We start from the raw sequence: 25,345 nt of genomic DNA on the forward strand, positions 1-25,345 counted from the left end.
GCCTTTAGATATGCTTATGCTGGAAAGGTTTACGTGTTTGCAGATAGCTTTTGAGACGGTTGTAGTAATGAATGGTGAGACAGGTACTCAACATCACCAGAATTGTGCCTAAGGCAATACTCAGGACAATCTGCCAGCCTTCAGTCATAAATAAGGTTTTGTACTGGACTACGGCAACAACCACAGGTACAAAAAACAGCAATAACTCGCCTAAAACCACCGTAGCCCCCATGGCCACCTGCTCTATTTTAATCAGTTTTAGAAACAGACAGATCAGCAATAACAACATACCCAGAATCCCTGCGGAGACTGGGACACCGAGTTGTTGATGCAGAACATAGCCTGCGCCCCAAAAAGCAGCCAGAATTAAAATCTGTTTGAGCAATGTGAACAAGTTGTTGGGAGAAAACGTTGCAGAAGTGGATTCAGTACTCATGACAAGCAAATAAATTGGTGAACTACCTCATTATGCTAGCCCAGTGCTATTCGGATAATATGAATTATTCATGTTAATATTATGCCTAAATGGAATAATATTACCTTAATTATGCTTTCCTTTAAATCACTACAATGCTTTGTCACGCTGGTCAAAACCAAAAGTTTTACCCGTACCGCAGAACAGCTCTATCTGACTCAACCGACCATCAGTAAAATCTTGCAGCAGTTGGAAGAACAACTGCAGGTTCAGCTCTTGGTCAAACCTGAACACGGCAGAAAAAGACAGGTTGAACTGACGGAAATTGGCCAGCGCATCTATCAACATGCACTCGAACTTCTTCAAGCAGAACAAAATATTTTTCTGGAAATCGAAAATTATCAGCAACTAAAAACAGGTACCTTAAAGTTGGGAGTTCCGCCTTTAGGCTCGCAACTGCTGACCACCGCCCTGTTTGATTATCATCAACAATGGCCAGAGATCGAGCTTGCCTTTCTTGAGGTTGGTTCCAAAGGAATTGAACAAGCATTACTGAATAATGAACTGGATGTGGGCGTATTGCTGCATCCTTTTGACCAGCAGATTTTTAACAGTATCGAGTTGTGTAATTACCCGGTGATGGTATTGTTACGGCGCGATGCGAGCTGGGCAACCCGCAAGAAAATACACCTAGAAGAATTACAACATCAATCCTTTTTGATGTTTCCTGAAAACTTCTCGCTGAATCGTATTATTCTGGATGCCTGTGAACAGCATGGTTTCTACCCAAGCATTGCCTGCCGAACCAGTCAATGGAATCTGCTGGCAGATATGGTGCTGCAACGTATGGGCATTGCCCTTTTACCGCAATATTATACCGACATGCTCGATCCCGATTTGTTTGCCGCCATTCCGCTCGAAAAGCCAAATATTCAGTGGCATCTGGCTATGGCATGGAAAAAGAATCTGCCCGTCTCTCCTGCGGTGCAGGCCTGGCTGCATGTGATTGATCAACACTTTCAGATCATGCAATCAAAATCTGATTAATCAGGCTTCAGTCTTGTTTATTCAAAAACGGTTAAAGTTTTGCCACAAAAAACCCACTCAATCCTGCGCTGGCTCACCTACACTGAATTCATCAATTCAGCATATGGCCAATAAAAATGAAGGATTCAGATTACATTCCGCCGCAAGTCTGGCAATGGACTGGAGACAAAACCGATCTAAACCAGCCCACCTCAGGGAGTCGCTATGAACACAAGCTTCCGGTCGGAAAGCACCCATTACAGTTATATTCACTTGCCACTCCGAACGGACAAAAAGTCACGATTCTGCTGGAAGAATTACTCGCGCTTGGACATGTCGGGGCTGAATACGACGCATGGTTAATCAAAATTGGTGAAGGCCAGCAATTCGGTAGCGGCTTTGTTGAAATTAACCCAAATTCTAAAATTCCCGCCTTGGTGGATCATAGTCAAAATCCACCACTCAGGGTATTTGAATCAGGTTCAATCTTGCTGTATCTGGCTGAAAAATTTAAAGCCTTTATTCCCACTGACATTGCTGCACGCACCGAATGTTTGAACTGGTTATTCTGGCAAATGGGCAGCGCACCTTATATTGGTGGTGGTTTAGGACATTTTTATGCCTATGCGCCAGTAAAAATTGAATATGCGATTAACCGTTTTGCGATGGAAACCAAACGTTTACTGGACGTATTAGACCAGCATTTAGCAAAGCACGAATACCTCGCAGGTCAGGAATATAGCATTGCCGATATTGCGGCTTTTCCGTGGTATGGCAGCGTTGTAAAAGGCTGGGTTTATAATGCAGATGAGTTTTTAAGCGTCGATCAGTATAAACATGTGCAACGTTGGGCCGATACCATTCTCGCGCGTCCTGCGGTACAACGTGGTCGTATGGTGAATCGTACTTTTGGCGATTTAGCTAGTCAACTGCATGAGCGACATGATGCCAGTGACTTTGGGACCAAAACCCAAGATAAGTTGCAATGAGAGTAAAAAACCTCTTGGCTTAGACAAGAGGTTTTTCTGAATCTTTAAATAGTCGGTCTCATTCAACCTGAATATGAGAAAGCAACTCTATTTTCAATAAATTAAAAATATTTAAGCAACGGAATATGCTTATTACGATGTTTAAAGGAAGAGAATTTCAGCATCGCCGGATATAAAACGATGCTTAAAATCACAGCAATCCCCCACACTGTCACCATGTGATCCACGCCATAATAATCTCCATAATTATGTCCCCAAATACCTACAGCAATGATATATAAGGCTTTAAGCACAAATAAATGCACGATGTAGAAGAACATAGGCACAGAGCCAAAGATGATTAAAGGCTTGACCCAGTTTTTGGTTTCAATCATCTGTAATAAGACCAGAATAATAAGCCCGATACCCACATTCCATAAAATGAAAAATAATGAAGGTGGATATTTGGTCAGGTTCAGGAAACTCATCAATGTTTCACTCCACGTTGGCATCATTTCCCAAGCTTGGTCACCATAAATGTTAAGCACCCTTAACACGAAAAATAAAGCAATGCCTATCAACCCAAAAGTGAAGAGCATACGATTCTTTTGCTGAGTCGTCTTCGGTTTGCCAAAAACAACATGGCCAAGACAATAACCTAAAGTAATCACGCCAATCCAGGGCAACAGGGGATACGATGTTCTGACCCGTAGCACATCTCCAAAATTGATCCAGCCCCGTTCATGTAAGACCAACCATATCCCATTCATGACAGAACCTTGTGCGAATGAAATATTGTCCATTAAATTATGCCCAAAGATGATCAGCAAACTGATGCCCCACAACAATTTTTGCGGCAAGCCAACCAATAACGCCAAGGCAATCATACTAAAACCAATTGCCCAAATGACTTGTAAATAAATCACATCAGGTGGGAACTGGCCTGTCCATGCGAAATTGACAATCAGCAGCTCAAGTCCAATTAAAAATAAACCACGCTTCAATAAAAATTCGCGCGTCATCGCAATACTATTGTGCTTGACCTGATAGAGATAAGCAGATAAACCGGTGAGCACCACAAAAACTGGCGCACAAAGATGGGCTAAAACCCGGCTAAAAAACAGTGATCCTTCTGTTTCAGAAATCACCATCGGATCTGGGACTTGATGATGCAGATAAAAGGTTTCCCGTACATGATCAACCATCATGATCAGAATCACTAACCCTCTTAGTGCATCAATCGCTTGTAAACGTTGAGATAAATCAGACATAAAATCATAAATAAATTAAAGTTATGTTATATCATAACAATAATTGGTGATTGAATGAAATAACGGCTGGCAAATAAAAGATAAAATTCATTGAATTAACACAAAAATTCGCTGTGATTTTCGATGCATTGATTGATGGAATCTAGAGGTAATGACAAATAAAAAAGGTAGATCATTGTGACCAATGATCTGCCTTATATACTTTAATAGATAGGAAGCAAAGCCTAGGCAGCCTGCACCTCAACCACTTCACGGCGTTTTAATAGCGCATAAATTACACCGGTAATACCGCTGCCAATTGCAATGGCTGCCAGATAAAGCCAGGCATGACTAATCGCATTTGGAATCAGTAATACAAAAATCCCACCATGCGGTGTCACCAGTTCACAATGGAATAATGCCACCAAGGCACCTGTGACTGCTCCACCTGCAATACAGGCTGGAATGACCCGAATCGGATCTTTGGCTGCAAAGGGAATCGCCCCTTCGGAAATAAAGCACAGGCCCAACACAAATGCAGCCTTACCCGCATCTCGCTCACTCTGGTTAAACTTTTGCTTTGCCAATAGGGTTGCAATCGCCATCCCAATCGCTGGCACCATTCCGCCAGCCATGGTCGCGGCCATCGGCATATAGGTATTGGTGGTCAATAAACCCACAGTAAAGGCATAGGCGGCTTTATTAATCGGTCCGCCTAAATCAATACACATCATCGAAGCCAGCACAATCCCCATCAGCACGGCATTGGTGGTGCCCATATTGTTGAGAAAATCCTTCATCATCTCAAAAATTTGCGCGACCGGATGTCCCACCACATAAAACATGATCAGACCGACCGATAATGTTCCCAATAAGGGCACAATTAAAATCGGCTTTAAGGCTTCCAGACTGGTTGGAAGCTTGATTTTTTTGGCCAGAAATAAGGCAATATAGCCAGCTAAAAAGCCAGCGACGATCCCACCTAAAAAGCCCGCATTTAATTGCGTTGCGATGAGGCCACCGACCAGACCAGGTGCCAGACCCGGACGATCCGCAATCGAATAAGCAATATATCCGGCAAGCATCGGCACCATCAGGCTAAAAGCAGCCGCACCAATCTGCTTTAACACAGCAGCCAGACTTCCCGCCTGCTCTGCGGCATTCAGTCCAAAACACAGGGATAGCGCGATAAGCAAACCGCCCGCGACCACCATCGGCAACATAAAGGATACGCCAGTTAACAGGTGTTTATAGACACCTGTTTTTTCCTTATTAGCCTCTGGATTGGTCTTTTGGCTGTTTTGTTTAGAGGATTCTAAAAGCTTGGCTTCTGTGATTGCTTCCGCAAATGCCTTGTCAGTTTGCTTCAATGCAAAGCCTGTACCGCAACGATATACGCGTTTTCCCACAAAGCGGTCGGTATTGACTTCAATATCGGTAGCAAGAATCACAATATCCGCAGCAGCAATGGCTTCATCCGTCAGGATATTTTTAGCACCAACCGAACCTTGTGTTTCGACCTGAATGCGATAGCCCAATTTAGCTGCGCCCTGTTGTAATGCTTCTGCCGCCATAAAGGTATGTGCCACACCTGTTGGACAGGCCGTCACCGCAACAAAATTCTGTGCCTGAGGCTGAGCATTTGGCTGTGTTGCCAATTGCGCAACTGTCGTGGTCTTGCTTAAAGCATCCTGTAAAGACTGCTCGACATTATCCATCGCTTGCTGCAATGAAATGGTGGCAACCGCATAGTCATTAAAAGCCTCAAGTTGTGAGGGTGCTTGGCCAATAAAAACAGCCGTATCAAAATCTTGTTCAGGAAGTTGATCCTGAACAGCAATGATCGCGCTGTCATAGCCTTGCTGCTGTGCAAGCTGAGACAGTTTTTTTGCCAGAATCAACGCATTGACATACTGTTGCGAATTGATCACAAATAAAACAGATTTAATTGTTTGCATCAGACTTATCCAAAGTGTTGATTATGGTTTGTTGTTTTAGCGCTTCCAGTCGCTGAGCTTCAGGCACACGAAAGCCGACTTGCGTCACTGCATGACTGGCAATGGCGGTAGCCGTTTTGAGGGTTTGCTCAGCTGTCATGTTACTCACTAGGCCATGCACCATGCCTGCCAGTAATGAATCACCTGCACCGACGGTACTTTTTACAGTGACTTGAGGCGGACTGGCATGCAAGGCCAGTGCCGGATTGATCCAGTTGACACCGGCTTCTCCCATCGAAATGACAATATGTTCAATCTGACAATCTAAGCGCCGGAACAAGGCGAGCTGTTGGGAAAAATTTTCAGCCACTTCGCCAAAACTTTCCTGTAATTCATCGGTATTGGGTTTGATCATCCACGGATTCATTTCAATCGCAGCCACCAAGGCCTGCCCACTGCTATCAATCGCAACATGCTTGTGCTGTTTGTGCAAGATCGAGATCAGGTACTTAAAATCATCTATGCTAAAACCCTGAGCCAGACTGCCAGCAATCACCACATAATCGACGTGTTGCGAGCAAGCCTGAATACGCGCAAAAAACGCCTGTTTATCATGCTCAGACACCCGAAAGCCCTTGGCATTAATATCGGTCATTCGTCCAGACTGTTCAGCAATCTTAATATTCTGGCGGGTTTCACCCTCAACATAAACAAATTGATTATCAAACTGCATCGCCTGAAAATGCTGGTCAAACAAGGCCCGATTTTGTTTCCCCAAAAAGCCTGACACAATCAGCTCATGTCCAAGATCATGCAACACCTGTGCAACATTGAGACCCTTACCCGCTGCATGAGATTGCACCTGCTGCTGGCGGTTGACCTCACCCACTCGCAATTCATCCAGTTCAAGGGTGACATCAATCGCAGGATTTAAAGTAATGGTTAATATTTTAGCCATGCGTCAACTCCACCAAATCACGGACTGCTGTGGCACTTTCACACTGTAAAGCGCGTTGAGCAAGCTGCTGGCAATCTGCATAATTCAAAGTCCGAATTTGTGCTTTGACCAAAGGAATGCTGGCTGAAGACATACTCAGTTCATCCACCCCCAAGCCTAATAAAACCGGGACAGCCTTCGGATCGGCTGCCAGTTCACCACACACTCCGACCCACTTCTGGTGGGCATGTGCTGCCCGGACGGCTTGATCAATCAATAATAAAATACTTGGGTGTAATCCATCCGCTTCGGCAGACAATACGGGATGTCCACGGTCAATCGCCAAGGTATATTGAGTTAAATCATTGGTACCGATACTAAAGAAATCCACTTCCTTGGCCAGTAATGGTGCGAGCAAGGCAGCTGAAGGGACTTCAATCATGATTCCCACTTGCAGGTTTTCACATGGATATTCTGCCAGCACCTCATCCAGAATATGTCGAGCTGCACGCCATTCTTCGATTCGCCCCACCATCGGAAACATAATCCGTAAAGGACGTCCATCTGCTGCTTTGACCAAGGCTATGAGCTGCTGTCGTAAGAGTTGCGGCTTTCTCAAGGTCAGGCGGATTCCGCGTAAACCGAGAAACGGATTTTCTTCGGTAGCAATCGGCAAATAAGGTAACGGCTTATCACCACCGACATCCAGTGTCCGTACCACCAGTGGACGTCCTGCAAGGGTATCCAGCACATGACGATATTCTTTTTCCTGGGTAATTTCATTGGGCGCCTGACGATGTGCCATAAACACCAGCTCGGTCCGCAATAAACCAATCGCCTCCGCCCCATGATCAACCGCCTTTGCGGTATCCAGAATCTTGCCAATATTGGCTGCAATCTCAACCTGATGCTGATCTATCGTGATCGCTGCTTCCTGACAATGGCGTTCCGCTTGCTGACGTCGCTGTTTTTGCTGCTCACGCTCACGAATCGCTTGCTCAATCTGCTCAGCTGCTGGATCAATATCAATTGCGCCCGTGTCACCATTAATCAGCACGGTGGTTTGTGTCTCAATCTTTAGAATCTGCTCACCGGCACCCACCACGGCAGGTATGCCTAATGCGCGTGCCACAATCGCACTATGTGCCGATGCTCCACCCACAGCTGTTAAAATTCCTGCTACGCGGTCTTTGTCTAAACGCGCCACATCCCCAGGCCCAAGATCATGCATGACCAGAATATAAGCTTGCTCGGGTTCAAGCGGCATCACCTCATCACACAACACACTTAAAACCTTGTCGCCAATATCGCGTAAATCCGCTGCGCGCTCTGCCAGCAGTGGATCATTCAACGCTGCCTGAGTTTGTGCAGCCTGTTCAATATAGTCATGCCATGCTGCAGCTGCAGTTAAATTCTGATTTAAACCCTGATGCACCTGCTGAATCAGGTCGGGGTCGTCCAGCATTTCCAGATGTGCCTGAAAAATTTGTTTAATCTCGTCAATCTCGGTTTTCAGGATGAGCTGGTGAATCGTGTTTTTTACGCTATACAGTGCGATTTCCAGTTTTTCTTTTTCTGCTTTAAGGTTGCGCCCAAAACGTTCATATTGAAATTTTTTCGGTTTGATCACATGGGCTGGGCCAAAAGCAAGCCCTGAAGATGCAGCTGTTCCCTGAGCCGGTAAATCAGTATCAACAATTTCTTCCCACGCTGTTTCTGCTTGAACAATTGAAGCGGTTTCAGATTGGTCAAGTGGTTCAACCTCTTCACCCAAACCATTTTTAACCGCCTGAACAATTGCCGTGAGACCTTCTACGGCATCGGTATTAGGTTCAGCAATAAAGGTCAGGGTCTGGCCATATTGACACCCCAAAGCCAGTAATTTGGTCAGACTTTTCGCAGAAACATAGGGGCCGCCATCCACCGCAACCTGAATGTCGCCTTTAAATGTTTTACTGATATTGACCAGTTGCGTAGCAGGACGGGCATGTAAGCCATGCTTATTGGCAAGTACTACCGGCTGATAAGGCCAGTCCGGAATAATTTCTGCACCAATCAACTTGGCGATTTCATGGCGACTTTGCTCGGACTGAAGTTGCTGTTGAATATTTGACTGAAATAGAAGATCAATTAAATGATTCAACTGTACCGTATCAAGTTGCTCATGCTGGGCAATGCAGATTAAGGTTTTGATTTGTCCTTGCGCGAAATTCAGAACCTGCTCTGCTTGAACAATACTGACGGCGGCTTCTGCAACGTAATTTTTCCCTGAAATGGTCCAGATGGCATCCTGAATCTGAATCAGGTTTTTAGGGTCTAACTGGCTCAGGAAACCCGCTTCCACCAGTTTTTGCTGTTTTAATAATTTTGCTGCGGCCCAGAAAAAATCATCAATATCTTCAACATGGGTCTGGGTCTGGATTAAATTTTCATGGATAACCAACGTATCCGGGCGTACCTGCAAAATATCGATAATTTGCTCAGCCGTGGTTGCCGTTTGTACCTGAACACTGACATCGTGATTTAAAGCGCGGGTCAGGATTTGCAGAACCTGTAAATGCTCATCTGATTTGGCAGCAATGACCACAGCCAGATAAATTTTATGTTCCCCGTCCCACACCACGCCTTCCGGGAAATGCGCAAGCCGGATCCCGGTCTGTTTGATAAATTCACGTGACTGAGGTGTACCATGTGGAATAGCGATGCCCTGTCCCAGATAAGTGGCACCCTGCGCTTCACGATCCTGTAAACCCGTCAAATACTCTGCTGTCGTTAACTGATCTTCAACCAGAATATTAACTAAACATTGCAGTGCTGTTGCCTTATCCTTGGCACGTAGATTCATATGTACATGCTTTGGCTCAAGTACAAACATAAAGTGTCCTTCAAAAAAGTTGAAACCGTTATTGTTCGTTAAGTATGAATGAAGGAAATATAAAAAAAGTTCATCCAATTTGACTCCATTCTACAATAAGGTGTCGAGTTCTCGTTTTAACAGTCACAAATCTTATGAAAAATAAAATCACTCACAGAATATTTTTTAGACCAGTCTTGATTTGGCTTCCAGTTTGTGACAAAGAGTCGAGCACTTGAATCATAAAGTTTCGCTCAAGCTTCATAGAATGAAAAAGAAAGGCGCTCAATCCACTGCCCTCACAAATGCCAGTTCAGGCTTATATAGGTCAGTTCTTCATCAACACATTCACAAAGCCACAATCTGTATCCGACCATATAAAATTAGGCTTAAAAGATTAAAATTCTACACTGGCCAACTGACCAAATTTTCATCGAATCCCAATATTTTTTAGGCTTAAAACCGCCTTTCTGCAGCCAAGAATTCCCTACAAAAACTAGACCATTTGGTTATGAACAATTACCATAAAATGCCTTGAGACCTTTCAACATGTATTTTCTTTTATAGAAAATTAATTAACTTATTGAATAAATACGGATAATATTTTGGAAAAAATCTACGCACAATCTGCTTTAAGCTTTTTACTCTTCGCAATTTCTTTACCAGCCACTGCTGGCATTACATTGGGTGATGCGCAAAATCAATTGGGCGCCTTAACCGTTTCAGGAACCTTACGCGCTAACTATCAAGATAAACACTATGGCGAGCCAGCTTCCGATCAAAAGATTAAGTTCGATGCTGCCATTTTACGTTTAGATTATGAGCGCTCGGACTGGTTTGGAAAGCTGGAATATCGTTGTTATCAATATGATCGTTTATGTGACTTTTCAACCTTGGTGTATGGTTATGCGGGCTATCGTTTAAATGCCACGGATAACATTACATTGGGCCTGCAACCAATTCCTTTTGGTCCGGGAAGATTTTGGGATAGTAGTTTTTATGCAGGGCTTAACAATACCATGGGACTGCAGGATGCGACCAACTTAGGGATAAATTATCACACTGAACTGCCTTCCTTAACCAAAATCGATCTGGCTTATTTTGCCAGCGATGGAGGCAACTATCATGGCGCAAGTCAGGATTCAGCCCGTTACACAGCCAATGTAGTTCACTCTTCTGATCCATTAAAAACCAATTTAAACGAAAAAAATATGTGGATGGCGCGAGTGGATCAGACGCTTTTAAGCCGTGATGATCTCAATGTATCGGTAGGTGGAAGTTATTGGTACTCAGACATTGAAAATAACAAGAATGGGGCTGATGGTTCGAGAAATACCTGGGCATTGTTTAATCGCATTCATTATAAAAACCTGAATGTTGTGCTGACGGGCGGCAAACAGTCGATTCGCAATAAGGATGCCTTAAGCCCTGATCAGTCAACTTTTGGCTCATTTGATAGCGAATATGACATTGCCAACAAAGGTTATTTCTATACGCTAGACACCAGCTATGTATTTAAAGACGTGATGGAGTCGCTCAATGTAACTCCTTATCTGGTATTCAGTGGTTTTCATAAACAGGAACAAAACTTTAATGACTCTCAAAGAAATATTCTAGGTGTCACTTGGGGATACAAAAATATGTCTTTAAATACAGAATATGTGATGAGTAAAAATGATCCCTTTGTTGGCGGAAACAGCAGTTCACTCGCACAGGGAGATGATGGTAAATGGAATAAACTCGTGAATGTCATGTTCCAGTACCACTTTTAATTTGTCCTAGACATAATGGAACAAGCGCAATCTGGTTTGATTGCGCTTGTTCCCCAAATACAGCGATGTATTTGTGACTCATCTTTACTGACTTAAGCTCAACTTTTGAGAGTGTGACATCCATCAATAATCACTCAGTGGGCTTAACTCGCCAAGTATTCAACTCCCCAAGGTTGCACCACCATCAATCACTAAATCATGCATGGTAATATGGGAAGATTGGTCACTGATGAAAAACATGACCGCATTGGCGATATCGTCTACTTTCGCAATTTTCTTTAGCGGTATTCCCACCTTAAACTGCTCAAGATTCCCTGTAATTGTATTTTTTTCACCCTCTGGATTGGTCCATAACTGATATTGCATCGCCGTCGCTGTTGAACCTGGCGAGACAATATTGACGCGTATACCATATTGAGCCAGTTCCAGCGCCACTGTTTTGCTGAAATAGGTGAGCGCAGATTTAGATGCACCATATGCAGACATACCCATGCGGGGTACTTTGGTAGCATTAGAAGAAATCATCACAATATTTCCACTCATTTTCTTTTTAAAATATGGACTTAAATAGTGAAAAAAATGAAAGGGAGAAAATAGATTGACTTCAAATGTTTCTCTCCATTGGGCAAATGTCATTTCATCATGCTGCCCCAAATGTAAGACTCCCGCAACATGGATAAAATAATCAGGAGGACTGTTGATTAACAATCTACGACAGAGATTAGAAATTTGCTGTTCATCGCGTATGTCACATATCTGGATCATCTCCTTAAACGGCTCAGGAACTTGATCGTTTGCTTTATCTATACCGACCACCTGTATATTTTCAGCACATAGACGCTGCATGACCTCCAGTCCAATACCCTGGTTGACGCCAACAACCCATGCAATTTTTTTCTCAGTCGTATTCACAATTCAATTCTCATTATAAATTTTATATCCAGCTTTTAATGATCAGCCCAGAGATGCACGCTGTCTGGCAAGGCCTGAGCAAAACTCATCCTCAAACAACGCTGCTTGAATTAAAAATATTTAACATGGTCTGCATTTTAGCTTCCGTTTCCAGCCATTCAGATTCAGCATCTGATCCCGCTACAATGCCGGCACCTGCATACAAGCGCATCTTGTTTTCACTGAGTAAGCCACATCGAATGGTCACTACCCATTCCCCATTGCCTTCAGCATCCATCCAACCGACTAACCCCGTATAATACTGTCGGTCATAACCTTCATGATCTAAAATAAATTGCTTGGCAACATCAGTCGGTGCGCCACAGACTGCTGGCGTTGGATGTAATTCCAATGCCAGATTTAATGCATCTGGTGCCCGCTGTTTGAGTACGCCCTGGAATTCTGAGGATAAATGCAGCATTGTTGATGTTTCTAAAATATCTGGAAATTCAGAGACTTTAAGCTCGACACAATATGTGGCCAGATTTTTTATAATATTTTCGACTACAATCCGATGCTCATTCTGATCTTTTTCCGAGTGATGGAGCTCTTGTTGGCTGACTCGATTTTTTTCAGAAATCCGGGATTTAGGTCGAGAACCAGCCAATGGATTACTCATTACAAGACGTCCCTGTTTTGATAAAAGCAGTTCAGGACTTGCACCTAGAATATAATTATGATGTTCGACCGGAATCACAAAATTATAGGCATTTGGATTTTGTTTTAATAAGGCAGCCAATAGGTTTTGTGGTTGTTGCCGATGATTAAATTCGTATTCAACCGCCTGGGAAAGTACAACTTTTTCTACCTGTTTTTTCTCAAAAGCATCTAGAGCTAACTGTACTGCCCCTTCAAATTTTTGACGTTGAATCAGTAATGATTTATGAATGACTTCAATATTATTCATATTTTTTAATGCATGATCCGTAAAAGATGGCTGTGTTATTTTTTTATAATCAGCATAAAAATTTAAGCTACTTTTCTTTGTAATATCAAAAGGTAGAGCACCAATTAAAACCGGATTTTGGTGTCCTTGCGCTTTAATTTCTGCAAAACATTGCGCAATCTCTTCATTAAATAGTGCGGTATCTGCTGCAGGTGTATTGATCATTTTAACGAAGTCATTCACCTCGAGATGATAGTTCTTGGTTGAAAAACATGAGAATTTGTTTTGGCCGTCATGATCTAAATTTTGCGGTTCTGATACTTGAGTCTGCATCATCTGTATATCACCTCTCAAATTGATTTTTTTCAAGTAAATGCTGTGGTACTTATTTTTAAATATAGGCGTATAAAAATACTGATACACACATTAATGCAAATGATTATTATTATCAATAACAAATTTAATTTTCAAGGCTCGAAATTGTAATGATCTCTTCATCGATATAGAAAAAATGCACCTTAACCTCCAAGTTTCTCTGCATTAGAGGCTGTTGCATGACATCAAAATAAAGAAAATCACCCGCTAGCGCTTTAAATTTTATACTTTTAAAATCAACAATTTGTTTGTATTTTAAATAGAATGCTTTCAGGATACTTTCTTTCGCGGAGAATATTGTCACATCCAGATATACCTGACTTTTCCGCAATCTTTTCATTTCTTGCTGTTCAGTTCCATTTAAAAAAACATCATAAAATTCATCTTTTTGATTAAAAAAAACATCGTGTTTTTGAGACTCTATATCGATTCCAAATATTTTTTCTTTAAAGGTATGATTTTTAGCATAGGCGATGGCATGACATTTTTTTTCCGATCGCACATGGCTAATCCCTCCAATGACTCCTTCTGGCCAGAGTGGTTCACCTTGTTGGCCTTGATGGACAACAAAATCCTGTAAGTTGAGGCTTTGTAATGCATATTTGGCAGCTAAACGTCCTGCCAGGAATTCAAATTGACGAATGAAGCGTGAATGTTCAATCTTCGGTGGAAGAAATATATCCAGCTCCCGATATAGATGATCAAGTTTAAATCTGTCTTTGATTTGACTGAGCTGGACTTTATGTATCTCTACTCCCAAAGCCGTTAACTTTTCATAGTGAATATTTAGATCATCCAGACAAGCATTGAATGCGCTATTTAACGGATTATTGCTCTTCATCGCCTGTATTTTATTCAATATGTATGTGCAATGTTTCAATGATCATGGCTATTTTTTCAAGCATTTTGACTCGGATCTCGGCATTGAGAAAGTAGAAATGATCCCCTTCAAACTCGATACTACCCAACCAGTTTTCAGTGTGTTGTTGCCATGCGTCCATCATTGTCTTCTCAGGGATATCCGGGTCCTCTTTACCATAGAATGCAACAACCGGAACCTCAGTCTTATGAATGCTCTCGCTGAGTAATCGGTCACTCAGATGAAAATCATTACGGATAATGTTGAGAAAAAACTTGAGTGCATCTGGATGATTTAAAATTTCGTCAGGGAAATTATTGTATCGCTTTAATTCATCAATAATTTTTTCATCAGTTAGCTCATGTTTGTAGCTCATATGCTGAATATGGTGATGCTCAGGCCGGCTACTTATAACGATTAATTTCAACTGATCAAGCATGTCTTTTTCACTCAAATGATTGAGCAGCTTCCAGATCAAGCCCCCTCCCACACTATGTCCAAACAAAATAAACGGCGTGTCTGCGTAAGCTTGTATTTCATTGGCAATTTGCATCGCCAATAGGTCAGGATCATCAATCAATGGTTCATTTATTTTTATACCATGACCCGAATATTCAATAGGAATAATAGCAATATGGTCAGAAATCTGCTTTTTCCATGGATGATAAATACTCGCGCTACTCCCTGCTGGCGGCAAACAAAACATATGATATTGATGTTTATTCATTTTTAATGATCCTAGCGCCCTAAGCATGACAAAATGCTCAGGGGGCGCTGCATAAACGAAATAGCTTAGGCTAAAGTTAATATTTGAGTTGGCTGCCAAATGGCTGAATCACGATGGGTCACAAAAATAACCGTAGAAGAAAGAGTACGTATCGCTGTAACGATTTCCTGTTCAGTTCCTTCATCCAAGGCAGAAGTGGCTTCATCAAGTATTAAGATTGGTGCATTTTTAAGTAATGCTCGCGCAATTGCGACTCGCTGTCGTTCGCCTCCCGACAATACGGCGCCTTGCTTACCTACAGATTGATGAATGCCTTCTGGACTACGGTCAAGAATTGCGCCTAATACCGCAGTTCTGGCAGCCATTTCGACTTCATCATCCGTTGCATCAGGTTTTCCTAAACGGATATTTTCAGCCAGTGTTCCCGTGAACAAAATCGGTTCTTGTGTGACATAAGCGATATTTGCAACCAGATCTTGATATTTCATTTGATCAAGAGCAATGCCACCCAAGGTAATTTTTCCTCTTTGGGGATCATCAAAGCGGGTCAGCAATTCAAGTAAAGTACTCTTACCACTACCGCTTGGTCCGGTCACCCATACTCTGCTCCCCAATGCAATGTCGAATGATATATTTTCAAGTACGGGTGCATAACTCATGTTTTGTACCGCGATATGATGACCCGTAGGAATTTGAGGATGTAATGGCTCAGGCAACTCCGGGGGATGTGTGATCTGATTAAAGTTCCGTAGTGCAGCAAACAAATCATTGATATGTAGCCCTGCGGTAGCAAGTTCAGCTAAGGGCGCTGCCGCACGTCCAATTAAGACGAGTAAGGCCAACACCAAAGCAGCGTGATTGACACCCGTCATCAGTAGATAGGTTGCCATCCCGGCAATCGGTAAAACGCTGGCCAGGGTTGCCACAAAACTTGCAAATGCAGCAGCACGATTAATACCGATTAAAGTCGTTTCTTGTTCTTGCCAACGATGTTCCAGCCTTTGGACCGCACCTTCAGGACCGGCTGCGCTGCGTAATAGCTCAATATGGTCCACCAGTTCCAGCGTTGCCTGTGCAGCCGTTAGATCGGCAGTATGACGCTTTTGATCACTATGCATGAGTGCACGTTGTGCCAGGAATTGAGCAAATAAAGAGAATAAAACCAAGCCTAAAGCGACGAATGTTACCCCGACTCCGGCAAGCATGCCCATGCCTATGGTCAGAAACAAAGGCATAAAAGGCGCATGTAAAAAGGTTTGCAATTGATGAGCCGGAATACTCATAAACCCGGGAATCCCCTGTCCGGCAATTGTCTTGATCTGGGCACGCTGTTCATTGCTAAACCAGGACAGCTTGGCACGCGCCAAAGCTTTGCCTAGCTCAGCAAATAGGTCCCCTGCTAAGCGCACGCCGGTGAGAAAGCCAGCACGAGTGACGACCACTGTCACGAATATTGCGGCAATGGCACTGATCACCACCCAGCTTGGCGACCATTGATTGACAATTGCAAAGGCCAATACGGTGTATGCAATTGCTTCAATTGCTGCCACAACGATCCATCCCAACCCAACAATCATTAATTTTTGTTTGGCTGTACGAGGGAGCATCGAGAAAATCGGATCTTTATTTAATTCAGCAGCAGTATTCATACAGATTTTCCTGAGTCAGTTGGACCGTTAAGCACCAAGCTGTTGTCGGCATAAGCAGCTAAGGCTAGATCATGAGTGACCATAACGATGGTTTTATTGTGATTTTTAGCCAAGAGGCTTAATTCCAATATTATTTTTGTCGCATTGGTCTGATCGAGTGCGCTGGTGGGCTCATCTAATAAAACAATAGGCGCTGAGGATAAAAACGCCCGTGCTATTCCTATGCGCTGTTTCTCACCACCTGAAAGTAAAGTTGCATCTGCATCTAAATCTACTTTTAGTTGGGCCTTAAGTAACGCCTGTTCAAGTTGCTCATCATCTGCATTCACGGCTGATAAGCATAAGTTTTCTCTTACTGTGGTCGGTAATACATCTCCACCTTGTGGAATAAACAGCACCTTTTCATGTCTCAACTTTTCATGTAATTGCAAAATATCTGTTTTTGCTAATTGAACGACACCTTGTTGCAATTCGGCTAATCCAGCAAGTGCGCGCAATAAGGTCGTTTTCCCAACACCACTCGGCCCTGTAATGGCAGTTATTGAATTTTTTGGAAATGAATAACTTAAGCGGTCCAATACTTTTTGATTTTCAATTGCAAAGCTTGCATGAACGATTTCGAGTGGTAGCTCTTCCTCAATCTGTTGTAGATTGCCAGATGAAAGTACTGGTTCTTTTAAGAAAGCAGATAAACGAGTAGCTGCAGCTCGCCCAGCCGCCACATAGTCAAGACCATGCCCTAATCGTAGTGAAGGTGTTACGATCGCCAGACTAAAGAAAAGTGTTGCAGCCAAGGTCATGCTGTCGTATTGATAGGCAACCAGATAGGCGATGGCAAAGGTTGCAACCGCTTGTAGCAATGCCGTGGCAACAGCAGCTAATGTGGCGACTTTGCTCACCCAGGACACCATATTTTGAGTGAAATTTTGTGCTGCTTGAGTATAGGCCGTTAAGGCACCTGATTGCTGCCCATATATTCGGTTATCACGAATGCCACGCGCATAATCATCAGCTGTGCCAATAATATCCATCATGACCTGCATACGGGCAGCGCCATCCCGTTTTGATACATGGGGGACAACAATTAAATAATAGAGTGAAGCAATTGCACCCGGTAATAACACCCACAGCGCCATCGGGCCCACCAAGACCATTAATAACACAATAGAAACTAAAGGGATCACAGCAAAAATCGCAATTTCCGACGGTAAATGCGCCACCATATGATGTAAGGCTGCGATATCATCTGAAACCAGTCGTTTTAGGCTTTGGTCGCCCTGCTTTGATAAGGCGGTCGTCGGTAACCGAATTAAATGATGAGCAATTTGACGACGTAATCGTGCCGAAAAACCCGCCTCTGCATCATGCACTAACCATGAAGCCAATGCGGCCAGTGCTGCCCCGATCATCCAGAAAACCGTTGAAAAGATCACCCAGTACGCCGATAAATAACCGATCAACTGAATCATCCCCCACAGCGCCGTTAACATGGCTAGCCCTGAACATACCGCAGCGAGCGTTCCGGCCAATAATTTGGGAAATGCTGGCTTGAGTGCAGGTGCCAAGGAAGAGTCAATCATGAGCTCAGATAACTTTAAATCAGACATGCTTAACTCTCTTTATATTCATAGAAAAAGCAGCACTTAAGATAAAGTTACGCTGCAATTGACCTGCAACAGGCGCTCTTGCTGGTGTTGCAGAAGCATGAACAAGAAAAACTGATAAACAGTATTTTTTTAGAAAATTTAATTGCATCATCAATTCCCAATAATCCAGTTAAAATATTTTTAATTCTTTTTTAGACTGTAAAAATGAATATGGATTCGTCCAAAATATTTTGCTGTATAGGACTAAAAACCGACTGTACGTTTAGCGGCGCCTTGCAGATCAAAAATAACGTCGTCAATTAAGTGGTCAATCTGACGTGTATCTCGATGATGTGCCGTGGTAATTAGATGCGCCATATTTCCTGAAGTGGCCAGATAATGCTTTTTCCAGACATGCTCAGAAGGACACGGAAATACCACCGTGATTGAATTCGGATTGCGCCATGCAGGAATTCCCACGGCATGAAAGCGATCAACCGCATACTGGGCCATTTTGAGACAATGTTGAATTCTCTGTCGTCTTTGTAAATTGGTTTGGCTACGTAGTGCCGCCCACATCAACAGAACCGTATGCCCATTGCGAGAACCGCTAATGGTTTGATCACGTGTAGAGATATAGTCCACATCTACCGATATACGCTCTACATTTTGACGTTTGGCCACAACAATGCCACACGGAATCGGTGAACCAATCATTTTATGGCCAGACACACAGATCGAGTCGATCCCATCCGCAAAAGAAAATGCCTGAGGTTGATCGACGAAAGGTAAAATCATGCCACTTAGGGCAGCGTCGGCATGAATATAATAATCCCGACGCAATATTCCGATTTGCTCCAGACGCTGTTGAATCATTGTAATGTCATCAATTGCGCCGGTCATGGTGGTACCAATATTTGCAAAAATAATGGGATGTGTTTCTTTATTGGTTTTTATTTTATCAATTAAATCATCATAGTCGATTTCACCATTCTCCAATGATTCAACCACGCAGGATTTCATCTGCAATAATTTGGCAATTTTTCCAACCGAATAATGCGTATCTTTTGAGTAATAGAGTGTCGAGTTCGGGAATAGCTCACGTGCCAGATAACAGCCAAACATATTACCTTCTGTCCCCCCATTGGTCACGTATCCCCAGCTTTCCTCAAAAGCAATTTGAAAAATTTCAGCAAAATAGGCCATCACATCTTTTTCAAAATCAAAAGAATTCAATGCATAATTGCTAACGTCTTTCCAATCACCACAATTATTAATAGAGAATTTGAAAAAACAGAATAAAGCGGAATAATCAAAATCTGCAGATTCAGGATATCCAAGATTGAAGTATTGATGTTTTAAGCAGTAATTCCAGAATTTCTCTATTTTCTCATGATCAGCAGGCGATAAATTCATTTCTTGCTCCGTTCATATGACGAACATGTCGTCTAAGGAGTCGCTATCAAAGATATCAATTTTATGTATAAATTTAGCGACCAGGAATTGTCGTATGCCTTATGGTGGCAACCCTTTACCCCGCAATCCTTTGCCGTGCGTCAACCAACGACCACCAATTTGATAAAGTCGGTGTGCGTCCTAATTCTTCAAAACTAATATTGATTCCCTGCGCTTTCAGTTCCGAAGAAAACTGCATAATCCGTAAGGAGTCCAATCCATACACAATCAGATTTTCCTCTGGATCTAATTCTTCCTCTTCTATGAGCTGCTGGACCTTTTGCTCTAGCCAAGGTCGGGTAATGGCATTTGTCGCTTGTCCCACGACAGATTCAGTGTCCACGACCTGCCCACAACGTGAAGAAACATATTGCAACGCTAAACGATGTTCTGCTTCAGAAAAATCGGCGACTGCATCCCCAACAAGAAAAGCTTGTATATCATTCATAAAGGCTTCAACTGCCGTCACCATACAACCGATATGGGCATAGACACCGCCAATAATGAGCTGGTCACGATTCCAGTTTTGCATTCTTTCAAGCAAGTCCGAACGTTTAAATGCGCTATAACGCCATTTCGTGAGGACAATGTCATGTTCAGCAGGAGAAAGTTGATCAATAATGCTTTGCTGATCGATGGTTGAAGCGGGTAAACCCGGTCCCCACATCGCATTCAGTAATGCACGATCTGATGCGGGCTGTTCATAAGGCTGTGCCGTATAGACCACAGGAACATTATTCTGATGTGCCCAACTTCTGAGTCGAACCAAATGATTAACAACCGTTTTAATTAATTCACTTTCAGCATCGTAAAAATTTAAAAAGTAACGTTGCATATCATGAATTAACAATACTGCCCGCTTAGGATCTAACTGCCAGTCTGTTTTGTTAGCTGGATAATTTTGTGGTTCGGGCATCAGGTAAGTAGAAATTTTTGCAATAGCCATATTTTGCTCAATATTTATTCAAGATGTTATAGCGGTATTTAATAGGCTGCGAAGCTGTTTTTTATCCACCTTACCGACAGCGGTCAGGGGCAAGCTTGCAATTAATTTGATCTGGTCTGGCAGCTTATATTGTGCAATCCCCAACTCCATGAGATGGCGTCTCAGCGCCACAGCTTTAAGTTCAGGATGACGGGCAACAATAAAGGCACAACTCTTTTCACCGAATTTCTCGTCCACAATTGCAACCAGAGCAACGTGAATAACGTCCGGATGTAAAAGAATAAGTTTTTCTATTTCTTCCGAAGCAATCTTTTCACCACCACGGTTAATTTGGTCTTTAATTCTGCCGACGACCCGTAAATTGCCATCCGCAGTACGCTGCACCAGATCGCCCGAATAGTAATAGTTGTCCTGATCAAAGACCTGTGAATTATGTTCAGGGCTGCGGTAATAACCACAAAAAGTATAAGGACCCCGAGTCGCAAGCATCCCGATTTCACCTTCCGGAACTTCCCTATACTGCTCATCTACAATTTTGATTTCATCATCCGGACTGATAGGACGCCCTTGTGTGCTAAAGATTTGCTCATCGGCGTCATCGAGTCTGGTGTAATTGACCAAGCCTTCGGCCATTCCAAAGACTTGTTGTAATTTACACTTGAGGACTTCAGGCACTTGACGGGCTAAAGATTCAGGGAAGCTGGCTCCTCCTACCTGAAGCAACCTTAAAGACTGAATTTGATCTTGATAGTGTGCGGCTTTTTCCAGCCACATAATGACGGCACTTGGCACTAAAGAGGCCATATTGACTTGATGTCTCTGAATAAGAGAAAAGCAATTGAGCGGTTCAGGATTGGGGGCCATCACAACACATCCACCAGCATGTAAAACACCTAATGCACCCGGTGAACTCAACATAAAGTTATGCGGAGCTGGCAGCGCACACAATAAGCGGGTATTCGGGCTTAAACCGCAAATCTCGGCACTGGCCCGCACACTATAGTCATAGTCATTATGGGTGCGTGGAATAAGTTTTGGTGTTCCCGTACTTCCCCCTGACAACTGAAAGAAAGCAACTTCATCGGCAGGTGTAGATGAAAAATCGATACAGGTTTCTGCGGGTATTTCAATCCAGTCTAATAGTCCGCAATCAGCTACTTGATGATTGAGCATCAAAATAATGTCAGGGCTTAAATTTACTTCATCAAGTGAATCAATGAATTGATTATTGCTAAATACTTCATGCTGACGCGAAGCAATTAAAAGCTTAGGTTGAATCTGTTGAATAAAGGCATTGAGTTCATATTGACGATGGCTATATAGCGCATTGAGCGCAACCATACCCGCCTTAAGCAAGGCAAAAAATACAATATAAAACTCTGCAATATTGGGAAGTTGTACTAAAGCAGTATCCCCCTTGCCCAAGCCTTTTTCAGCGAGTCGGGACGCTAAATTTGTTGATAAACGATCCAGCTCGATATAACTCAACTGTCGCTCGCCACAAATAATAGCTGGCGAATGCGGATGCGATTGAACCCCTGCCGTTAAAATACGCGTCAAAGGCTGGTCAATCCAATACCTTTTATTTCGATAATGTTGCGCACGCTCTTTGGGCCAGCGAACAAACTCAATCAACTGATTTTTCATGGCATTCTAAATATTCGATTTAATTTAATGGTTATCAAGCTATTGATTATTCGTAAGTTTTCTTAAATATCGGTATAAATATTTAATTTAAATACCGACCAAAGAAATTTCTTAAGACGGACAAGCTATCTATTCACAGCAAAGTTGAAAATGATTAACAAATGCAACTGGTAATCATTTTCATTTGTTTGTATGATGCTGAAACAAGATTAATTTGTCAACCGAGTTATCGTTCAATGTGTGAATTAACTTCGATGCAGGCGGCTTGCTGGTTTGGTCGCTCTGGCAACGCAACCTTAGGTGGGGTCGCTGCTCACCTCTATGCAGAATTTGACGGTCAGTTTATTGATTTACAAAAATTACATTCAGCACTTCAACGACTTTATCGAGAACACGCTATCTTGAGATTAAGTTTGAATGCCGACGGCATCCCGAACATCATGCCTGAGATACCGCAACAGATATTGGAAGTCGATGATTTTTCAAAGCTTAGTGATCATCAAATTGAACACATGCTCGTGCAAAAACGTGAGCAATGGACCCATCAAAAACTTGATTTAAGTCAGGGGCAAACTGCAAGATTTTCTGTCAGTGTTCTTAAACAAAATGCTTTCCGTTTTCATATCGATACGGACATGATTGCGATTGATCCGTCCAGCTTCCTGAATTTAATGGAAGATCTTTCTTTGTTTTATGAAGACGCGGAAATATCATTTTCCCGTCCGCCTCACTTTTTTGACTGGTATCAAAAAATACGGACTGACCCTGAACTCAAAAAATTAAAGCAACGAGACCGTTTATGGTGGAAGCAACGTTTACCCCATATTCCCCCTGCACCGTCACTCCCTTTCATTGATCAAGAATTTAAAACAGCAAAAAGTGTTCGTTTAAGTACTTGGTTATCGCCACAACAACGAACAGCATTACAGCAACTTGCCAGAAAACAACATCTGACTGTGACTAACCTGATATTAGGTTTATTTGCCTATACGCTTGGTCATGCAACCCAAGATCACAGCTTCCGCTTAAATATTCCTACTTTTTGGCGTGAACCGGTTTTAAAAAATATCAAAGGCACTATTGGCGATTTTGCTAATTTAGTCATCCTCAATGTCGATCTGAAACAAACAACAACCTTAGCCGCATTCTGCAAACAAATAGCAAATCAAATGCTGGAGTTGTTAGAGCATTCACATTATCCGGGTGTGAATGTTCTACGTGACCTGTCGCGTTATCAGGGTAGTGCCCAGATTGCTCCCGTAGTATTTACCGCAGCACTCGATTTAGAAAATGATAATTTGCTTTCTGATCGTGTCCGTCGCGTTTTTGGCGCCATGAATTGGGTGATTTCACAAGGGCCACAAGTTGCACTTGATGCGCAAGTTGCTCATGTAGATGACGGTATTTTAGTGAATTGGGACATCCGTTTAGACGCGCTTCCCAAAGAATGGATCACGAATTTATTTGATTCTTTCATTGATTTACTTAAAAACCTTGCCGCACATCCTGAGCAACTGAATATACAAATCATAAGCCCGGCACAAAATACTCCATCAGATGTTACGTCGCAAAAACCATTAAATGCGTTACAGCAAGCCTACCTATTAGGCCGAACTCAAGCCCTTCCCTTAGGGGGTGTTGCCATGCAGGAGTTTAGGCAGTATCACGGTCAAATGGATATGGGTTTATTAAGACAACGATTGACAGAAATGGTACGGCGGCATGACAGCTTACGAAGCTATATTGATAAAAATAGCTTAATACAATATGTAAGCGATCAAGTACGTGTCAATTTAAAAGAAATAGACCTAAGCACATGGGAAGCTGAACCTGCTTATCACCACATCCAGTCCTATAAAAATAGTTATACCCATGAGCTATTTGATTTAAATCTGTCGCCTTGGAATATCACCGTATTTTTATTAAAAAATAATCTATTAACGATTTTTGTGCGCTTTGATGCATTAATTTTAGATGGCCGATCTATCGCTGCACTGATGTTAGAGCTATTTGATGGACAACAACATAATATCCAGACCCAAATAGAAGGTAAGGAAGCTGAAAATAGCTTGTCTGTTCATCAGTCAGATCGGGCTTACTGGGAAAGAAAATTTTCTACATTATCCGCTATCCTCGCCCTTCCATGGAAAATGCCTTTACAGCATTTAGCGACTTCACGTTACCAACGTAACACTCTAATTATAGAAAAAGATCAGTTTAAACAGTTGTCTAAAATTGGCGCAAAACATTCACTGTTTAAAAACTCAATCATCATGGCGATTATTCTGGAGGTGCTGTCTCACTGGAGCACTGAAAAATCTTTATGTGTGGCCGTTCCAACATTGCCCCTCTATGCCGGACCATATTCCAATAGCTCTACATTTATTGCGGTTGAGTGGCAAACTGCAGATCAATTTTCTGAACAAGCCAAACGTTTGCAAACAGACGTTTTAGAGGGTTTACAGCATCTTTCATTTTCAGGTGTTGATCTGGCCCGGCTATTATTTGAAAAAGTTGGCACTGCTCCGGTCTTGCCTATTGTCATTACAAATGGCTTGTCCTGGCCTGTATTACCTGAATCTCATCCTGTTCAGCAACACGATGGACTGACCCAAACCCCTCAAGTTGCCATTGATATTCGCTTTAGCACCAGCAATGACGGCGCTTTGATTTTCGATATTGATTATGCCCAAGAAGCATTTCCATCCCACATGATTGACGATTTCCTGGAGGCACTACAATTAGCAATCAAGCAAATTATTGGTTCAGAAATATTCGGTTTTGATCTCAGCAATTTCTTCAGTGAGCTTCAAAATAACAGGTCCTATTTCAATCATAATGAGTCCGTTGATAGAGCTGCACCCTTTGAAAATAATACTAAACCGCATAATCAGCTACTCGACATTTATTTAAACGTGATTGGTCACGCGCCCAATCAGCAAGTGGACAAATTAACGCATTTTACGCATCTCGGGCTACGTCCACACCATTTAAAGGTCGTTTCAAAACGTATTCACGAAACATACGCGATTCAACTTTCACCTCTTCAACTTATCCAATGTCGCAATATTGCGGATGTAGAGAAACTCCTTACACCCCATTAAT

At 42.6% G+C, this 25,345-nt stretch carries 18 protein-coding genes; 4 read left to right on the forward strand and 14 right to left on the reverse strand.

Annotation, left to right across the window (positions count from 1 at the left end; translation table 11 throughout):
• Window positions 1–4 precede the first annotated feature (4 nt).
• Complete coding sequence (locus JO943_RS13750; protein WP_202741090.1) at window positions 5–436, reverse strand: CidA/LrgA family protein; 432 nt, start codon at window positions 434–436, stop codon at window positions 5–7.
• Window positions 437–547: 111 nt separating this feature from the next.
• Between JO943_RS13750 and JO943_RS13755 the strand changes: the two genes are divergently transcribed.
• Both JO943_RS13755 and yghU read left to right on the forward strand, forming a co-directional pair.
• Complete coding sequence (locus JO943_RS13755) at window positions 548–1,462, forward strand: LysR family transcriptional regulator (RefSeq protein ID WP_202741121.1); 915 nt, start codon at window positions 548–550, stop codon at window positions 1,460–1,462.
• A gap of 116 nt (window positions 1,463–1,578) precedes the next feature.
• A complete protein-coding gene (yghU, locus tag JO943_RS13760) occupies window positions 1,579–2,430 on the forward strand; it encodes a glutathione-dependent disulfide-bond oxidoreductase (RefSeq protein ID WP_202741091.1) in 852 nt (283 codons plus the stop codon).
• Between the two features lie 101 nt (window positions 2,431–2,531).
• On the opposite strand, the gene JO943_RS13765 is transcribed toward yghU, so the two are convergent.
• The 4 genes from JO943_RS13765 to ptsP all read right to left on the reverse strand — a co-directional run bounded on the left by JO943_RS13765 (window position 2,532) and on the right by ptsP (window position 9,408).
• Complete coding sequence (locus tag JO943_RS13765) at window positions 2,532–3,680, reverse strand: DUF1624 domain-containing protein (RefSeq protein ID WP_202741092.1); 1,149 nt, start codon at window positions 3,678–3,680, stop codon at window positions 2,532–2,534.
• A gap of 224 nt (window positions 3,681–3,904) precedes the next feature.
• Window positions 3,905–5,617 (reverse strand): fructose-specific PTS transporter subunit EIIC, encoded by a 1,713-nt coding sequence (locus tag JO943_RS13770; RefSeq protein ID WP_202741093.1) that lies wholly within the window; start codon window positions 5,615–5,617, stop codon window positions 3,905–3,907.
• Window positions 5,604–6,554: a 1-phosphofructokinase gene (gene pfkB / locus JO943_RS13775; protein ID WP_202741094.1), complete on the reverse strand. Its 951-nt coding sequence runs from the start codon at window positions 6,552–6,554 to the stop codon at window positions 5,604–5,606. The genes JO943_RS13770 and pfkB overlap by 14 nt, the downstream gene beginning before the upstream one ends.
• Complete coding sequence (ptsP, locus tag JO943_RS13780) at window positions 6,547–9,408, reverse strand: phosphoenolpyruvate--protein phosphotransferase (RefSeq protein WP_202741095.1); 2,862 nt, start codon at window positions 9,406–9,408, stop codon at window positions 6,547–6,549. The genes pfkB and ptsP overlap by 8 nt, the downstream gene beginning before the upstream one ends.
• A 584-nt stretch (window positions 9,409–9,992) precedes the next feature.
• Here ptsP and JO943_RS13785 point away from each other — a divergent pair.
• Window positions 9,993–11,159 carry a hypothetical protein gene (locus JO943_RS13785; protein ID WP_202741096.1) on the forward strand — a complete coding sequence of 389 codons (1,167 nt, stop codon included), beginning with the start codon at window positions 9,993–9,995 and terminating at the stop codon, window positions 11,157–11,159.
• Between the two features lie 159 nt (window positions 11,160–11,318).
• Here the strand turns inward: JO943_RS13785 and dhbA are convergent, their stop codons facing one another.
• From dhbA to basE, 9 genes are all read right to left on the reverse strand, one after another.
• Window positions 11,319–12,071 carry a 2,3-dihydro-2,3-dihydroxybenzoate dehydrogenase gene (dhbA, locus tag JO943_RS13790; RefSeq protein WP_202741097.1) on the reverse strand — a complete coding sequence of 251 codons (753 nt, stop codon included), beginning with the start codon at window positions 12,069–12,071 and terminating at the stop codon, window positions 11,319–11,321.
• A gap of 91 nt (window positions 12,072–12,162) precedes the next feature.
• Entirely contained in the window at window positions 12,163–13,332 is a 1,170-nt protein-coding gene (locus JO943_RS13795; protein WP_202741098.1) for an isochorismate synthase MenF, read from the reverse strand.
• Window positions 13,333–13,456: 124 nt separating this feature from the next.
• The gene (locus JO943_RS13800; RefSeq protein ID WP_202741122.1) at window positions 13,457–14,212 is read right to left on the reverse strand and encodes a 4'-phosphopantetheinyl transferase family protein; all 756 of its coding nucleotides are present in this window, start codon (window positions 14,210–14,212) and stop codon (window positions 13,457–13,459) included.
• A gap of 10 nt (window positions 14,213–14,222) precedes the next feature.
• The gene (locus JO943_RS13805; protein WP_032874065.1) at window positions 14,223–14,957 is read right to left on the reverse strand and encodes a thioesterase II family protein; all 735 of its coding nucleotides are present in this window, start codon (window positions 14,955–14,957) and stop codon (window positions 14,223–14,225) included.
• A 65-nt stretch (window positions 14,958–15,022) separates the two neighbouring features.
• Window positions 15,023–16,606 (reverse strand): ABC transporter ATP-binding protein, encoded by a 1,584-nt coding sequence (locus tag JO943_RS13810; protein ID WP_202741099.1) that lies wholly within the window; start codon window positions 16,604–16,606, stop codon window positions 15,023–15,025.
• The gene (locus JO943_RS13815; RefSeq protein ID WP_202741100.1) at window positions 16,603–18,213 is read right to left on the reverse strand and encodes an ATP-binding cassette domain-containing protein; all 1,611 of its coding nucleotides are present in this window, start codon (window positions 18,211–18,213) and stop codon (window positions 16,603–16,605) included. The genes JO943_RS13810 and JO943_RS13815 overlap by 4 nt, the downstream gene beginning before the upstream one ends.
• Window positions 18,214–18,456: 243 nt before the next feature.
• Window positions 18,457–19,608 (reverse strand): histidine decarboxylase, encoded by a 1,152-nt coding sequence (locus JO943_RS13820; RefSeq protein WP_202741101.1) that lies wholly within the window; start codon window positions 19,606–19,608, stop codon window positions 18,457–18,459.
• 115 nt (window positions 19,609–19,723) lie between these two features.
• Window positions 19,724–20,593, reverse strand: coding sequence for an isochorismatase family protein (locus JO943_RS13825; protein WP_202741102.1), 870 nt, complete (start codon window positions 20,591–20,593; stop codon window positions 19,724–19,726).
• An 18-nt stretch (window positions 20,594–20,611) separates the two neighbouring features.
• Entirely contained in the window at window positions 20,612–22,240 is a 1,629-nt protein-coding gene (gene basE, locus JO943_RS13830) for a (2,3-dihydroxybenzoyl)adenylate synthase BasE (RefSeq protein ID WP_202741103.1), read from the reverse strand.
• A 161-nt stretch (window positions 22,241–22,401) separates the two neighbouring features.
• On the opposite strand from basE, the gene JO943_RS13835 reads away from it, so the two are divergent.
• Window positions 22,402–25,344 (forward strand): condensation domain-containing protein, encoded by a 2,943-nt coding sequence (locus JO943_RS13835; protein ID WP_202741104.1) that lies wholly within the window; start codon window positions 22,402–22,404, stop codon window positions 25,342–25,344.
• Window position 25,345: the final 1 nt, after the last annotated feature.

The sequence above is a fragment of the Acinetobacter sp. 'aerobic (ED)' genome, assembly GCF_904886855.1.
GTDB lineage: Bacteria > Pseudomonadota > Gammaproteobacteria > Pseudomonadales > Moraxellaceae > Acinetobacter > Acinetobacter courvalinii.

Bases quoted from the DNA above. Each gene is read 5' to 3' on its own strand.
- JO943_RS13820 (WP_202741101.1), bottom strand. From the start codon at position 19,608: ATGAATTTATCGCCTGCTGATCATGAGAAAATAGAGAAATTCTGGAAT.
- yghU (WP_202741091.1), top strand. From the start codon at position 1,579: ATGAAGGATTCAGATTACATTCCGCCGCAAGTCTGGCAATGGACTGGA.
- JO943_RS13770 (WP_202741093.1), bottom strand. From the start codon at position 5,617: ATGCAAACAATTAAATCTGTTTTATTTGTGATCAATTCGCAACAGTAT.
- ptsP (WP_202741095.1), bottom strand. From the start codon at position 9,408: ATGTTTGTACTTGAGCCAAAGCATGTACATATGAATCTACGTGCCAAG.
- pfkB (WP_202741094.1), bottom strand. From the start codon at position 6,554: ATGGCTAAAATATTAACCATTACTTTAAATCCTGCGATTGATGTCACC.
- JO943_RS13835 (WP_202741104.1), top strand. From the start codon at position 22,402: ATGCAACTGGTAATCATTTTCATTTGTTTGTATGATGCTGAAACAAGA.
- basE (WP_202741103.1), bottom strand. From the start codon at position 22,240: ATGAAAAATCAGTTGATTGAGTTTGTTCGCTGGCCCAAAGAGCGTGCG.
- JO943_RS13825 (WP_202741102.1), bottom strand. From the start codon at position 20,593: ATGGCTATTGCAAAAATTTCTACTTACCTGATGCCCGAACCACAAAAT.
- JO943_RS13800 (WP_202741122.1), bottom strand. From the start codon at position 14,212: ATGAAGAGCAATAATCCGTTAAATAGCGCATTCAATGCTTGTCTGGAT.
- JO943_RS13765 (WP_202741092.1), bottom strand. From the start codon at position 3,680: ATGTCTGATTTATCTCAACGTTTACAAGCGATTGATGCACTAAGAGGG.
- JO943_RS13795 (WP_202741098.1), bottom strand. From the start codon at position 13,332: ATGATGCAGACTCAAGTATCAGAACCGCAAAATTTAGATCATGACGGC.
- JO943_RS13750 (WP_202741090.1), bottom strand. From the start codon at position 436: ATGAGTACTGAATCCACTTCTGCAACGTTTTCTCCCAACAACTTGTTC.
- JO943_RS13810 (WP_202741099.1), bottom strand. From the start codon at position 16,606: ATGAATACTGCTGCTGAATTAAATAAAGATCCGATTTTCTCGATGCTC.
- JO943_RS13805 (WP_032874065.1), bottom strand. From the start codon at position 14,957: ATGAATAAACATCAATATCATATGTTTTGTTTGCCGCCAGCAGGGAGT.
- JO943_RS13755 (WP_202741121.1), top strand. From the start codon at position 548: ATGCTTTCCTTTAAATCACTACAATGCTTTGTCACGCTGGTCAAAACC.
- JO943_RS13815 (WP_202741100.1), bottom strand. From the start codon at position 18,213: ATGTCTGATTTAAAGTTATCTGAGCTCATGATTGACTCTTCCTTGGCA.